A 14,029-nucleotide genomic window follows, 5' to 3' on the forward strand; every position below is an offset into this window, starting at 1 on the left:
ATGGTCGCCGCTCTTGTAAAGGTCGGCGAAACCAGGTGAACGAAGGAAACAACCCATGACCATGACAGATCCGGTCGCAGACATGCTGACCAGACTGCGCAATGCGAACTCGGCATACCACGACACCGTGTCGATGCCGAACTCGAAGCTGAAGGCGAACATCGCCGAAATCCTCAAGAACGAGGGATACATCTCGGGCTGGAAGGTCAGCGACGCACGGGTCGGTCAGACCCTGACGCTGGACCTCAAGTTCGGCCCGAACCGCGAGCGTTCCATCGCGGGCATCAAGCGCGTCTCCAAGCCGGGACTGCGCGTCTACGCGAAGTCCACCGAGCTGCCTCGCGTGCTCGGCGGCCTCGGCGTCGCCATCCTGTCCACCTCCTCCGGTCTCCTCACGGACCGCGAGGCCGAGAAGAAGGGCGTCGGCGGGGAAGTCCTCGCCTACGTGTGGTAGCAAGATGTCCCGAATCGGAAGACTCCCCATCGACATTCCTGCCGGCGTCGACGTCAAGGTCGACGGCCAGGCAGTGACCGTCAAGGGCCCGAAGGGCGAGCTGTCGCTCACCGTGGCCCAGCCCATCCAGGTCAAGCTGGAAGAGGGCCAGGTGCTGGTCACCCGTCCGGACGACGAGCGCACCTCGCGTTCGCTGCACGGCCTGACCCGCACGCTGATCAACAACCAGATCATCGGCGTCACCCAGGGCTACTCCAAGGGCCTCGAGATCGTCGGTACGGGTTACCGTGTCGCGCAGAAGGGCTCGTCCATCGAGTTCGCGCTCGGTTTCTCGCACCCGGTGACGGTCGAGCCGCCCGCGGGCATCACGCTCACGGTCGAGGGCAACAACAAGGTCACGGTCGCAGGCATCGACAAGCAAGCCGTCGGCGAGACCGCTGCGAACATCCGCAAGATCAAGAAGCCGGAACCGTACAAGGGCAAGGGCATCCGCTACGCAGGCGAGGTCGTCCGTCGCAAGGCCGGAAAGGCTGGTAAGTAAGCATGAGCGTCAAGAGCAAGTCAGCGGCACGCGACCGCCGACACGCACGCCTTCGCAAGAAGGTCGTCGGCACGGCTGCGCGTCCGCGTCTGGTCGTGACCCGCTCCGCGCGTCACGTCTTCGTCCAGGTCGTCGACGACGCCCAGGGCCACACGCTGGCCTCGGCGTCGACTCTCGAAGCAGACCTGCGCGCGTTCGACGGTGACAAGACCGCCAAGGCCCGCAAGGTCGGCGAGCTGGTCGCAGAGCGCGCCAAGCAGGCAGGCATCGACGAGGTCGTGTTCGACCGCGGCGGCAACAAGTACGCAGGTCGGGTCGCGGCTATCGCCGAGGGAGCCCGGGAAGGTGGGCTGAACCTGTGAGCGACAACGAGAACAAGAAGGAGCAGGACGTGGCCGCCGAGCAGACGACTGCTGAGAAGCCCGTGGAGACCGCGGCCGGCACCGACACCACGAGCCGCGACGCCCGTGACGGTCGCGATGGCCGCCGTGGCGGTCGTGACCGCAATCAGGGCCGTGACCGTGGTGGCCGCGACGCCGACAAGAGCCAGTTCCTCGAGCGCGTCGTGACCATCAACCGCGTCTCGAAGGTGGTCAAGGGCGGTCGTCGCTTCAGCTTCACCGCGCTGGTCGTGGTGGGCGACGGCAACGGCCTGGTGGGTGTCGGATACGGCAAGGCCCGCGAGGTCCCGCTGGCGATCTCGAAGGGTGTCGAAGAGGCGAAGAAGAACTTCTTCCGCGTGCCTCGCGTCGGCAGCACGATCCCGCACCCGGTGCAGGGCGAGGCCGCTGCCGGTGTCGTGCTCCTGCGTCCGGCCGGTGCCGGTACCGGTGTCATCGCCGGTGGCCCGGTGCGTGCCGTGCTGGAGTGCGCAGGCATCCACGACGTGCTGAGCAAGTCGCTCGGTTCGTCGAACACCATCAACATCGTGCACGCGACCGTCGAGGCGCTGAAGCAGCTCGAGGAGCCTCGTGCCGTGGCAGCCCGCCGTGGTCTCGACTTCGACGAGGTCGCACCCGCTCGCCTGGTGCGCGCGGAGGCACAGGCGGCAGAGGCCGCCAGGACCGCGAAGGCTGGTGCATAATGGCGCACCTCAAGGTGACCCAGATCAAGTCCAAAGTGAGTGAGAAGCAGAACCAGCGCGACACGCTTCGCAGCCTGGGTCTGAAGCGCATCGGTGACGTCGTCGTCCGCGAGGACACCCCGCAGAACCGCGGATACGTCAAAACCGTCGCCCACCTGGTGAAGGTTGAGGAGATCGACTAATGGCTGACGAGAAGAAGGACGAGGCCGTGAAGGCCGCGGCCGCACCCGCCGCCGAGAAGAAGGCTGCCGCGAAGCCGGCCGCCGAGAAGAAGGCGCCGGCCGCGAAGGCGACCACCGCCAAGGCGACCGCATCGAAGGCAGCTGCGGCCAAGGACGACAAGAAGTCGTCCGAAGCCAAGGCGCCTGCGAAGTCGACCCGGCAGTCTGTTGCGGCCGACAAGGCCGCAACGTCGAGCGCGGCGGCCTCCAAGGCCGGCGCTGCGAAGAAGAAGGACACTGCCGACGTGGTTTCGCGTCCGCAGGTTCTCAAGGTGCACCACCTCCGTCCGGCTGCCGGTTCCAAGAAGGACCGCACCCGCGTCGGTCGCGGTGAGGGTTCGAAGGGTAAGACCGCCGGCCGCGGTACCAAGGGAACGAAGGCGCGCTACCAGGTGCGTCCGGGCTTCCAGGGTGGCCAGCTGCCGTTCCACATGCGGTCCCCGAAGCTGCGCGGGTTCAAGAACCCGTTCCGCGTCGAGTACCAGGTGGTCAACCTCGAGAAGCTCGCCGAGCTGTACCCCTCGGGCGGCGACGTGACCGTGAGCGACCTCGTCGCCAAGGGCGCGGTGCGCAAGAACGAGAAGGTCAAGGTTCTGGGCGGCGGCGACATCGCCGTCAAGCTGAACGTGGCCGTCGACAAGGTCTCCGGCTCCGCCGAGCAGAAGATCGTGGCAGCCGGGGGCTCTGTCAAGTAGCCCTCGGGGCCAGCGGATGCGAGGCATCCGGAAACACCCCGTAAAGTAGTCGGGTCGGGTGGCCACTCAGGCCCCCGGCCCGACTCCTTACCGGAAAGCAGGACGTCACTTGTTCAACGCCGTCGTGCGGATCCTCCGCACCCCGGATCTTCGCAAGAAGATCGGCTTCACGCTTGCGGTCATCGCGCTGTTCCGACTGGGCTCGTTCATTCCCGCCCCGTTCGTCGACTTCAGCAACGTGCAGGCGTGCCTCGCGGCCAACCAGGGCACGACCGGCCTCTACGAGCTGGTCAACCTGTTCAGCGGCGGCGCGCTGCTGAAGCTCTCCATCTTCGCGCTGGGCATCATGCCGTACATCACGGCATCGATCATCGTCCAGCTGCTGCGGGTCGTCATTCCGCACTTCGAGGCTCTCTACAAGGAGGGCCAGGCGGGTCAGTCGAAGCTGACTCAGTACACCCGTTACCTCACGATCGCCCTTGGCGTTCTGCAGTCCACGACTCTCATCACGGTGGCTCGCAGCGGCGCTCTCTTCGGCTCGAACAGCACGTCGCAGTGCTCGCAGCTCATCACGGACGACTCGTGGTACGCCGTTCTCCTCATGGTCGTCACCATGACCGCCGGTACCGGCCTCATCATGTGGCTCGGCGAGCTTGTGACCGAGAAGGGCATCGGCAACGGAATGTCGCTGCTGATCTTCACCTCGATCGCCGCGCAGTTCCCCACGTCGCTCTGGGCGGTCGAGCAGACCTCCGGCTTCGAGATCTTCCTGGTCGTGATCGTGATCGGCCTCTTCATCGTGGCGGCGGTCGTGTTCGTCGAGCAGTCGCAGCGTCGCATCCCCGTGCAATATGCGAAGCGGATGGTGGGACGTCGCACCTACGGAGGCAACAACACCTACATCCCGATCAAGGTGAACATGGCCGGTGTCATCCCGGTGATCTTCGCCTCGAGCCTGTTGTACCTGCCTGCACTCATCGCGCAGTTCAACCAGCCGGCCGCCGGCAAGGAGCCAGCCCCCTGGGTCACCTGGATCACGACCTACCTGACCAAGGGCGACCATCCGCTGTACATGCTGATCTACGCGCTGCTGATCATCGGGTTCACCTACTTCTACGTCGCGATCACCTTCAACCCCGAAGAGGTCGCCGACAACATGAAGAAGTACGGCGGCTTCATCCCGGGCATCCGGGCCGGCCGTCCGACCGCCGAGTACCTCGACTACGTGTTGACGCGCATCACGCTTCCCGGATCGATCTACTTGGCGATCGTCGCCCTCATCCCGCTGGTGGCGTTCGCGCTGCTCGGCACCAGCCAGAACTTCATGTTCGGTGGCACCTCGATCCTGATCATCGTTGGTGTCGGGCTCGAGACGGTCAAGCAGATCGACTCGCAACTGCAGCAAAGGCATTACGAAGGGTTGCTCCGTTGACGGATTCGCACGTGGAGAAGAACCGGGACCGTGGAGCGCGCCTCCTGATCGTGGGCCCTCCCGGGTCCGGCAAGGGGACGCAGGCGACGTACATCGCCGACGCGTTCGGCATCCCGGCCATCTCAACGGGCGACATCTTCCGCTACCACATCACGCACAAGACCGAGCTGGGCGTGCGCGTGAAGGCGATCGTGGATGCCGGTGACTACGTTCCCGACGACCTCACCAACGAACTGGTCGCGCATCGTCTCTCCGAGCCGGATGCCGCCAAGGGCTTCCTGCTCGACGGATACCCCCGCACGCTGGAACAGGTGCGCTTCCTCGACGAACTGCTGGCCTCCGACGGCAAGCTCGAGGCTGTCGTGCGCCTTACCGCGGACCAGGACGAGCTCGTTCGCCGCCTGACCCATCGTGCGCACGAGCAGGGGCGTGCCGACGACACCGAAGAGGCGATCCGGCACCGTCAGAACGTGTACATCGCGCAGACGGCACCCATCATCGACGTGTACCGCGAGCGCGGTCTCCTCGTCGAGGTGGACGGCATCGGTACCGTTGACGAGGTCGCGGGTCGCATCCGCGACGCGCTCTCGTCGCGTGGCATCGGTGAGGCCGGCGACACCGCAGCGGCCTGACCCGCAAGACCTTCCGCGACCGACCGCGCCGAGCGTGCTCTCGCGTGCCTTCAGTGAGGAGAGACGATCGTGCCAGGAATTCGGCGTTCGATCTACAAGTCGCCAGCGCAGCTGAGGCTCATGCTGGAGCCGGGGCTCGCCACGGCGGACAGTCTCGACGCCGTGCGCGCAGCTGTGGGTCCTGGAGTGACGACCCTGGAGCTCGATGCGCTCGCTGAACGGGCGATCGAGGCTCGCGGTGGCAAGTCCAACTTCAAGCTGGAGCCCGCGTACCGGCACACCGTCTGCGCGTCGGTGAACGACGAGGTCGTGCACGGCATCCCAGGTGCGCGGATGCTGGGCGCAGGCGACATCCTGTCCATCGACTCGGGGGCGATCCTGAACGGCTGGAACGGGGACGCCGCGTTCACCGTGGTGCTGGACGATCCGGCTCGTCCGGACCTGGTCGCGGAGCGGAGGGCACTCAACGAGGTGACCGAGCAGTCGCTGTGGCACGGTATCGCGGCACTGTCGCGGGCCTCCCATCTGAACGAGGTGGGGGACGCGATCGAGGCGTACATCCTCTCGCAGGGCGAGTACGGCATCCTCACGGACTACATCGGCCACGGGATCGGACGCCGCATGCACGAGGCCCCGCCCGTGTTCAACTACAGCGTGCGCCAGAAGGGGCCAGAGGTTCGTCCCGGCCTCGTGGTCGCCATCGAGCCCATGGTCGTGACCGGATCGCCCGACACGTACGTGCGCGACGACGGCTGGACCGTCGCGACAGAGGACGGCTCGTCGGCCGCGCACTGGGAGCACTCCGTCGCCGTGCACAAGGACGGCATCTGGGTGCTCACCGCGCACGACGGCGGTGCCGCGGGTCTGAAGCAGTTCGGCATCACGCCGGTGCGACCGGCGTAGCCGGAACCTCACCGGCGACTGAATCGGCGCGCCCGAGCTTCGACATGCCGCCACGGAGCAGGACAAAGCGAGGCCTGCGGACATGTCCGGTGCTGCACCGACGCGTCCCGAACGGCGGCGGCTGCAACGGTCGCCGGTGAAGCGAAGAGCGGGTGCGTCGTAGGCTCATCAGGTGCCCGTCTTCATGCTGGACGTTCTGCCGTCCGACTCGTCTGCCGTTGTTGCCGACACCGTTCACCGCGTCGACGCCGGGACCCTCACCCTCGACGTGCGCGACCTCGGTCCGTCGCGCGGAGATGGGGTCTTCGAGACGATCGGGGTCATCGACGGTCATCCACAGGCGCTGGACGCGCACCTGAAGCGTCTGGCGAATTCCGCACAGCTGCTCGACCTGCCGGTTCCGCATGAGGCGCAGTGGCGGCATGCCATCACGGTCGCGGCGGCGTCCCTCTCCACCCAGCGGCAGGGCGGACTCAAGATCGTCCTGACCCGCGGCATCGAGGGCACGGGAACACCGACCGGCTGGATCGTCGCGGCCGAAGCGGACGGTGACTTCGCGGAGCGTGAGACGGGCATCCGGGTGGTCACGCTCGACCGCGGGTATGCGAGCGACGTCGCCCAGCGTGCTCCGTGGCTGCTCGCAGGTGCGAAGACGCTCTCGTACGCCGTGAACATGGCGGCGAAGCGCGAGGCGCATCGTCGGGGAGCGGATGACGCGGTCTTCGTCACCTCGGACGGTTACGTCATGGAGGCGCCGACGTCGACCGTCATCCTCCGCTTCGGAGACCGCATCGTGACGCCGCGCACGGACATCGGCATCCTTCCTGGCACCAGCCAGCTGAGCGTCTTCGCGTTCGCCGAGGCGCGCGGGCTCAGCACCGAAGAAGCCCTGGTTCCGGCATCCGATCTCGCTCGAGCGGATGCCGCGTGGCTGGTCTCCAGCGTGCGGCTCGCGGCTCCGATCACCCACGTCGACGGCACGGAGGTACCGGTCGACCTGGAGCTGACGCGCGCCATGAACGCGGCGCTGCTCGCTCGCGACAACTGAGCGCATCGGCGGTCGGCAGCAGACGGCCCGGAATCATAGGGTCTCGGCGGGCGTCGCACAGGATGCCACGCGGACCCCGAGTGGCGAAGTGCGTCCTGATGGCCTAGGATTGATCTTTGGTGTCTTGCACCCGTTTCGCGGTGCGCTCCCGAGGGTGATCCCGAGGGTCGATCAGGCGCCATCCATCCACCGCACGACCGGCACCGATGTGCCTGAAGCGATAGTGAGGCTATGGCCAAAAAAGACGGCGTTATCGAGATCGAGGGATCTGTGGTCGAGGCGTTGCCCAACGCGATGTTCCGCGTCGAGCTCACCAACGGACACAAGGTTCTGGCCCACATCTCGGGCAAGATGCGTCAGCACTACATCCGCATCCTCCCCGAGGATCGCGTGATCGTGGAGCTGAGCCCCTACGACCTCACCCGTGGCCGCATCGTCTACCGCTACAAGTAAATCGGCGTCGAAAAGTAACGGCCCACGACGGCATGCGTTTCAGCATCCGCCCGTCGTGGTGCACGACGACAGCGATAAGGAATTCACTCTCATGAAGGTCAACCCCTCCGTCAAGCCCATCTGCGAGCACTGCCGCGTCATCCGCCGCAACGGCCGCGTGATGGTCATCTGCTCGTCGAACCCGCGCCACAAGCAGCGCCAGGGTTGAGCCCTGCCGCTGCCTGTGGCGCTTTCGCGGCAGTGCTTTTGATTGAGACCGCAGAGCGATCTCAATGAGCAGCGCCTCGTAGAACACAGCAGAGGTAGAGCGAACGACTTCCGGATGCGCAGCATCCGGTCCATAACTCAACATCGCGAAGAAACAGCAGCACCAGAACCCACGAATGTGGGGGACACCTCGGGTAGGAGGCCCGGGCACCGGCGCTGTTCCACACCTCCACTCATTACAGGAGAAGCCACTCATGGCACGTCTGGCAGGCGTTGACATCCCGCGCGAAAAGCGCGTGGAGGTCTCCCTCACCTACATCTACGGCATCGGCCGCACCCGCGCCCTTGAGACGCTGAAGGCCACCGACATCTCGGGCGACATCCGCGTGAAGGATCTCACCGACGACCAGCTCGTCGCACTTCGCGACTACATCGAGGGCAATTACAAGGTGGAGGGTGACCTGCGCCGCGAGGTTGCAGCCGACATCCGCCGCAAGGTCGAGATCGGTTCGTACCAGGGCCTGCGCCACCGCCGCGGCCTTCCCGTGCGCGGACAGCGCACCAAGACCAACGCGCGCACCCGCAAGGGACCGAAGCGCACCGTCGCCGGCAAGAAGAAGGCCCGCTAGGCCTCCGCCAGCGCTTCGAGATCTCAGGAGTAGGAAAACATGGCAGCACCCAAGACGGCCGCTCGCAAGCCGCGCAAGAAGGAAAAGAAGAACATCGCCGTGGGCCAGGCCCACATCAAGTCGACGTTCAACAACACGATCGTCTCGATCACCGACACCAACGGCGCCGTGATCAGTTGGGCGTCCTCCGGTGGGGTCGGCTTCAAGGGCTCCCGCAAGTCCACGCCGTTCGCCGCGCAGCTGGCAGCCGAGTCGGCCGCCCGCCAGGCGCAGGAGCACGGCATGAAGAAGGTCGACGTCTTCGTGAAGGGTCCGGGATCGGGCCGCGAGACCGCGATCCGTTCGCTTCAGGCAGCCGGCCTCGAGGTGGGGTCGATCAACGACGTGACGCCGCAGGCGCACAACGGTTGCCGCCCGCCGAAGCGCCGTCGCGTCTAATCGAGCGTGAAGCGTCCTAGCGAACCGAGGCCCGAGACGGGCCTCGGCGCTGGGGTCGCGGCGAAGGCCGGAAATGGCCTTCGCTTCGAGCTCCACCGCGCATAACTCAATACCTGTACAGAGCAAGCGTCATATAGCGGACGCTTAGCCGAAAGGAATCAATAGTGCTCATCGCACAGCGCCCCACGCTCACCGAAGAGAACATCTCGGAGTTCCGCTCGCGGTTCGTGATCGAGCCGCTCGAGCCGGGCTTCGGATACACGCTCGGGAACTCCCTCCGCCGCACGCTGCTGTCGTCCATCCCGGGCGCGGCTGTCACGAGCATCCGCATCGACGGCGTGCTGCACGAGTTCACGACCATCCCGGGCGTGAAGGAGGATGTCACCGAGATCATCCTCAACATCAAGGGCCTCGTGGTCTCCAGCGAGCACGACGAGCCGATCACCGCGTACCTGCGCAAGACCGGATCCGGCGAGGTCACGGCGGCCGACATCTCGGCTCCGGCGGGTGTGGAGATCCATAACCCCGAGCTCGTGATCGCCACGCTCAACGAGAACGCCCGATTCGAGGTCGAGCTCACGATCGAGCGCGGTCGCGGCTACGTGTCTGCCCAGCAGAACCGCAACGAGTACAGCGAGGCCGGTCAGATCCCGATCGACTCGATCTACTCGCCGGTGCTCAAGGTCACCTACCGCGTGGAAGCCACGCGTGCCGGTGAGCGCACCGACTTCGACCGTCTCGTGGTCGACGTGGAGACCAAGCCGGCCATCAGCCCGCGCGACGCCATCGCCTCGGCGGGCCGCACCCTCACCGAGCTGTTCGGTCTCGCCCGCGAGCTGAACAACCAGGCGGAGGGCATCGAGATCGGCCCGGCACCGGTCGACGCCGTGCTGAGCTCCGAGCTCTCCATGCCCATCGAGGACCTCGAGCTCTCGGTGCGGTCGTACAACTGCCTCAAGCGCGAGGGCATCAACAACGTCAGCGAACTCGTCTCGCTTTCCGAGACGCAGCTCATGAACATCCGCAACTTCGGTCAGAAGTCAGTGGATGAGGTGAAGGACAAGCTGACGGAGATGGGCTTGTCGCTCAAGGATTCGGTTCCCGGGTTCGACGGCTCCCACTTCTACAGCGCCAACGACGACGAGTACCGCTGATTCGTCGCCGACGGCCCATCACATCAGATCTGACAACGGAGAAACACGATAATGCCTAAGCCGACAAAGGGCCCCCGTCTCGGAGGCGGCCCTGCCCACGAGCGTCTGCTGCTCGCGAACCTGGCTGCTGCCCTCTTCACGCACAAGCGCATCACGACGACCGAGACCAAGGCCAAGCGTCTTCGTCCGCTCGCCGAGCGCCTGATCACGTTCGCCAAGCGCGGTGACCTGCACGCACGCCGTCGCGTGCTCGCGGTGATCCAGGACAAGGGTGTGGTCTACGAGCTGTTCGACGTGATCGCGCCGCAGGTGGCCGACCGTCAGGGCGGTTACACGCGCATCACCAAGATCGGCAACCGCAAGGGCGACAACGCGCCCATGGCCGTCATCGAGCTCGTTCTCGAGCCCGTGACCCCGAAGCGCAAGGCATCGGCCGGTCCGGTATCGCCTGCTGCCAAGGTCGCGGCCGAGGAGGCAGCCAAGGCGGAGGCGGTCGAGGAGACCACCGCAGACGCCGAGGCCACCGAGGTCGAGGAGACGCCGGAAAGCGAAGCCGTCGAGTCCGAGGCTGCTGACGAGGCCGAGGAGGCCGTCGAGGCGACCGACACCGACGACGAGAGCGTCGACGCCGGCGAGGACGCCAAGTAGTTCACGAGACGCTGCGTCGTCGGAACGGCGCATAGTCGTCAGCGACACCGCACGAAGCCCTCTGATCCTTCGGGATCGGAGGGCTTCGTCGTGGTCGAGGCGCGTCCGTCGCACAGTCTCCAGCGACACTAGGTATCAGCGGCGAGACTTGTGCCGACGCACCTGGCCTCGGCGTGCAGGTCTAGTACGAGGGTGGGATGAGCCTCGACGGACGAAAGAGGATGGGCAGCTGTACGACGATGGCCGGACATGTTCGAGTCTGTGCGGATGCTTGACCCTGCATCTTCGTCATCGCTAGCGTCGGGCTGATGTTTGCGTAAACATTCCGCGAGTCACGCGAGGAACCGCCGACGGATCGGCGCCCGAGGCTCGCATCCGAGCACGACCACGTGGCAGAGAGGCCCGTCCATGACGAAGACGTCCAGGAGACCCGATCCGGCAGGAATGGCAGACGAGCGAACGATGCATCCGACACCCGGATCCGTCATCGACCTCGGCGCCCGGCGACGTCGACCGCTGGGAAGTCGATTGCCGAGAAGTCGGCGAGCGATCCTCGGCGCCGTCGTCACGGCATCCGCCGTGCTGGCGGGAACGCTGGTTCCGGTCGCGGCGAGCGCGGCCGACCAGACACCCACCTCGCTCGTCACGCCCGTGACGGTGGCGACGACCACGGGGAAGGCGCCGAGTCTGCCCGCGCATGTCGCTGTCAACACGGCATCCGGGCAGCAGACCGAGGCCGTCGAGTGGAACCTGGCCGGGTACACGTTCTCGCGCGCGTACCAGACCTACTCGGTCGTCGGCACTGTGAACGGCCTCGCGGTCACTGCGCAGGTGGAGGTCGTTCCGCCGAGCTCTGTGTACTTCGTCGACAGCGGGATGCAGACCTCGACGCCCGCCTACGACAGCGTCGCGAGCGTGCTGCACGGCACCCTGCAGAACACAGTCGCGGACCAGCAGTTCACCGGATCCGCGACCTGGGGCTATGTCAACGACCAGAACGCGTACGTCGCGCAGCGCGGCTCGACCAGCACGGACAAGTACGCGAGCGGCCTCTATGCGCTCGGCGCAGGGAGCACGTCGAAGCCGATCATCTACGACCTTCCCCTGACTGCGGGCACGTACACCGTGACGGCGGGTTTTCAGGAGTGGTGGAACAACCGGGATCTGAACGTGGCGATGGTGGCGGCCGATGGCACGACGACGCCGATCGCGACCGGTGTGCTGATCAGCACGGCGAATGGAAGCCTCGGTCCGTCGACGACCATGGTGACCGGGCAGTTCACGGTGACCGCGGCCCAGGCGGCGGCCGGACCCGAGAAGCTCCAGGTCACCATCGGCGGGCAAAGCGGGGCACCGGTGATCAGCTGGTTCGGTATCGCAGCCGGCGCTGTGAGCATCGACACCGCCCCCTTCGTCGTGGCGGCCCCGACCGTGAGCGTCGCAGGCGGCGTCTACAAAGACGCGCAGAAGGTGACGCTGCAGACGACGACTCCGAGCTCGGTCATCTACTACACGACCGACGGATCGAGCGCATCCGCGACGAACGGAACGCTCTACTCGGGGCCGATCACGGTGTCGAAGTCCGAGACGCTCGACGCGATCGCCTTCAGCGACGGAACGGCGAGCAAGGACACGCAGGTCGCATACGACATCGAACCGGATCCGGCGAGCTACTCCGCGATCCCGAACGAGCACACCTGGTACGACACGTCGGGCGATCCGATCCAGGCGCACGGCGGCGGAGTCATCAAAGTGGGCAGTTGGTACTACTGGATCGGCGAGAACAAGTCGGACAACACGACGAAGTTCTCGGCGCTCAGCATGTACAAGTCGAAGGATCTCACCAACTGGACGTTCGATCACGACGTGCTGACGGCATCCAGTGCGGCCGCCCTCGCGGACTGCAACATCGAGCGGCCGAAGATCGTCTATGACACGCAGACGAAGACCTTCGTGCTCTGGGCGCACTGGGAGCAGACCGGCAACTACTCGGCCTCGCACCTCATGGTGGCGACGAGTTCGACCGTGGACGGCGACTACCGCTTCCAGCGCGACTTCCGGCCAGGGGCGGGATACGTGACGAGCGCTGATGCCGACCCGACGTACACGGGCGGTGACGACCTGTGGGGCTACGGATCGCGCGACTTCACCGTGTACCAAGACCCGACAAGCGGGGAGGCGTACATCGTCTCGACCCAGAACGGCACCGACATGCGCGTCTACAAGCTCATCGACGGTGACACGGACGTGGACTGGCAGGACTCGTATGTTCTCTTCGCCGGTCAGCGACGCGAGGCGCCTGCGCTCGTGAAGGTGGGCGATTACTACTTCGTGTTCACCTCGAGCCAGTCGGGCTGGTACCCGAACCAGGCCATGTACTCGTACACGAAGGACATCTCGGATCCGAACGGATGGTCGGCACTGAAGCCCGTCGGCAACAACACGACGTTCTACAGTCAGCCGACCAGCATCGTCACGGTGCAGGCCAAGGGCGGCACGCAGTACCTCTACGCCGGCGACCACTGGAATCCGGAGACGCTCGGCGCATCCACCTACGTCTGGCTTCCGCTCGACTTCACGGGAATCGACGGGGCGGCGCCTGCGGTGAGCATGGACTACCGGCCGACGCTGGGCTTCGACACGAAGACGGGGCTGGCCACGTCGCCCTCTGTTCAGCTGGTGTCGCAGGGCAAGCCGGCGGTCGCGAGCAGCACAGCAGCCGGGCATCCGGCAGCAGACGCCGTCGACGGAGACGTCGTCAACCTGAACACGAGCGGCGACGACACGAACTTCTTCGAACCTTCGATCGTGCCATACACCTGGCAGGTCGATCTCGGACGATCGTTCGACCTCAGCCGCGTCGATCTGAGCTGGCGCAGCTACAACGGATCCGAAACCTACAGCGGCTACACCATCGAGGGCAGCGCTGACGGCAACACCTGGGTCCGGATCGTGAGCAGGCTCGCCAACCGCAGCACGGGCTTCACGAGCGACGACCTCGCCGGCTCGTACCGGTATGTGCGAGTGAGCGTCAGCAAGGTCGTGAACGACCACAATGGCAACGAGGCGGACTGGGCCGCGGGAATCGTGGAAGCGCAGGTGTATGCGAAGCCGGTCGCCCAGACCATCGCGTTCGCACCCCTGCGCACACGCGTCTCCGGCACGGCCGACTTCGCGGTGGATGCCACGGCGAGCTCCGGTGAGGCGGTCTCGTTCTCCGCTGCAGGAGCGTGCACGGTCACCGGCACGACGGTGCATCTGACCCATGTCGGCATCTGCAGCATCACGGCGACGCAGCCTGGCGGAGCAGGATTCCTCGCCGCCCGGCCCGTCACGAGGAGCTTCATCGTGCTGCCACGCCTCTGGCATCTGCGCTGACCACGAGTCGGGTCGCCCGGGCGCCGTCCGCCGGTCGGGCGACCCGGGAAGCTCCGTGCGCCTGCCGGGCGACCCGTACAATGACCGCGTGAGCGACGGCAGTGCAGACATC

The 14,029-nt window shown here is 65.9% G+C and carries 17 protein-coding genes; all 17 read left to right on the plus strand.

From position 1 onward, the window contains the following. Window positions 1–55: 55 nt before the first annotated feature. The 17 genes from rpsH to ACX9R5_RS07020 all read left to right on the plus strand — a co-directional run bounded on the left by rpsH (window position 56) and on the right by ACX9R5_RS07020 (window position 13,917). Entirely contained in the window at window positions 56–454 is a 399-nt protein-coding gene (rpsH, locus tag ACX9R5_RS06940) for a 30S ribosomal protein S8 (protein WP_170024933.1), read from the plus strand. 4 nt (window positions 455–458) lie between these two features. Beyond that, the gene (gene rplF / locus ACX9R5_RS06945; RefSeq protein ID WP_459408261.1) at window positions 459–995 is read left to right on the plus strand and encodes a 50S ribosomal protein L6; all 537 of its coding nucleotides are present in this window, start codon (window positions 459–461) and stop codon (window positions 993–995) included. Window positions 996–997: 2 nt separating this feature from the next. Next, on the plus strand, window positions 998–1,357 hold the full coding sequence (gene rplR, locus ACX9R5_RS06950; protein ID WP_170024931.1) for a 50S ribosomal protein L18: 360 nt from the start codon (window positions 998–1,000) through the stop codon (window positions 1,355–1,357). Continuing rightward, the gene (rpsE, locus tag ACX9R5_RS06955) at window positions 1,354–2,079 is read left to right on the plus strand and encodes a 30S ribosomal protein S5 (protein ID WP_170024930.1); all 726 of its coding nucleotides are present in this window, start codon (window positions 1,354–1,356) and stop codon (window positions 2,077–2,079) included. Before rplR ends, rpsE begins: the two co-directional genes overlap by 4 nt. Next, on the plus strand, window positions 2,079–2,261 hold the full coding sequence (gene rpmD / locus ACX9R5_RS06960) for a 50S ribosomal protein L30 (protein ID WP_459408262.1): 183 nt from the start codon (window positions 2,079–2,081) through the stop codon (window positions 2,259–2,261). The genes rpsE and rpmD overlap by 1 nt, the downstream gene beginning before the upstream one ends. Continuing rightward, window positions 2,261–2,995, plus strand: a complete 735-nt coding sequence (gene rplO, locus ACX9R5_RS06965; protein ID WP_459408263.1) for a 50S ribosomal protein L15 — start codon at window positions 2,261–2,263, stop codon at window positions 2,993–2,995. The genes rpmD and rplO overlap by 1 nt, the downstream gene beginning before the upstream one ends. Before the next feature lie 109 nt (window positions 2,996–3,104). Next, window positions 3,105–4,427, plus strand: a complete 1,323-nt coding sequence (gene secY / locus ACX9R5_RS06970; protein WP_459408264.1) for a preprotein translocase subunit SecY — start codon at window positions 3,105–3,107, stop codon at window positions 4,425–4,427. Between the two features lie 11 nt (window positions 4,428–4,438). Continuing rightward, window positions 4,439–5,059: an adenylate kinase gene (locus ACX9R5_RS06975; protein WP_459408265.1), complete on the plus strand. Its 621-nt coding sequence runs from the start codon at window positions 4,439–4,441 to the stop codon at window positions 5,057–5,059. A gap of 69 nt (window positions 5,060–5,128) precedes the next feature. Further along, window positions 5,129–5,962, plus strand: a complete 834-nt coding sequence (gene map / locus ACX9R5_RS06980) for a type I methionyl aminopeptidase (protein ID WP_459408266.1) — start codon at window positions 5,129–5,131, stop codon at window positions 5,960–5,962. A 172-nt stretch (window positions 5,963–6,134) separates the two neighbouring features. Then, window positions 6,135–7,010 (plus strand): aminodeoxychorismate lyase, encoded by an 876-nt coding sequence (locus ACX9R5_RS06985; RefSeq protein ID WP_459408267.1) that lies wholly within the window; start codon window positions 6,135–6,137, stop codon window positions 7,008–7,010. Window positions 7,011–7,241: 231 nt separating this feature from the next. Next, window positions 7,242–7,463, plus strand: a complete 222-nt coding sequence (gene infA / locus ACX9R5_RS06990; protein WP_021759551.1) for a translation initiation factor IF-1 — start codon at window positions 7,242–7,244, stop codon at window positions 7,461–7,463. A 91-nt stretch (window positions 7,464–7,554) separates the two neighbouring features. Next, the gene (gene rpmJ, locus ACX9R5_RS06995) at window positions 7,555–7,671 is read left to right on the plus strand and encodes a 50S ribosomal protein L36 (protein ID WP_022900911.1); all 117 of its coding nucleotides are present in this window, start codon (window positions 7,555–7,557) and stop codon (window positions 7,669–7,671) included. A 253-nt stretch (window positions 7,672–7,924) separates the two neighbouring features. Further along, window positions 7,925–8,299: a 30S ribosomal protein S13 gene (rpsM, locus tag ACX9R5_RS07000; RefSeq protein WP_459408268.1), complete on the plus strand. Its 375-nt coding sequence runs from the start codon at window positions 7,925–7,927 to the stop codon at window positions 8,297–8,299. Window positions 8,300–8,338: 39 nt separating this feature from the next. Further along, window positions 8,339–8,737 carry a 30S ribosomal protein S11 gene (gene rpsK / locus ACX9R5_RS07005; RefSeq protein ID WP_170024924.1) on the plus strand — a complete coding sequence of 133 codons (399 nt, stop codon included), beginning with the start codon at window positions 8,339–8,341 and terminating at the stop codon, window positions 8,735–8,737. 164 nt (window positions 8,738–8,901) lie between these two features. Continuing rightward, window positions 8,902–9,891: a DNA-directed RNA polymerase subunit alpha gene (locus tag ACX9R5_RS07010; protein WP_459408269.1), complete on the plus strand. Its 990-nt coding sequence runs from the start codon at window positions 8,902–8,904 to the stop codon at window positions 9,889–9,891. A gap of 51 nt (window positions 9,892–9,942) precedes the next feature. Continuing rightward, complete coding sequence (gene rplQ, locus ACX9R5_RS07015) at window positions 9,943–10,539, plus strand: 50S ribosomal protein L17 (protein WP_459408270.1); 597 nt, start codon at window positions 9,943–9,945, stop codon at window positions 10,537–10,539. Window positions 10,540–11,001: 462 nt separating this feature from the next. Further along, complete coding sequence (locus ACX9R5_RS07020) at window positions 11,002–13,917, plus strand: chitobiase/beta-hexosaminidase C-terminal domain-containing protein (RefSeq protein WP_459408271.1); 2,916 nt, start codon at window positions 11,002–11,004, stop codon at window positions 13,915–13,917. The last annotated feature ends 112 nt before the right edge of the window (window positions 13,918–14,029 follow it).

The sequence above is a fragment of the Rathayibacter sp. CAU 1779 genome, assembly GCF_054551755.1.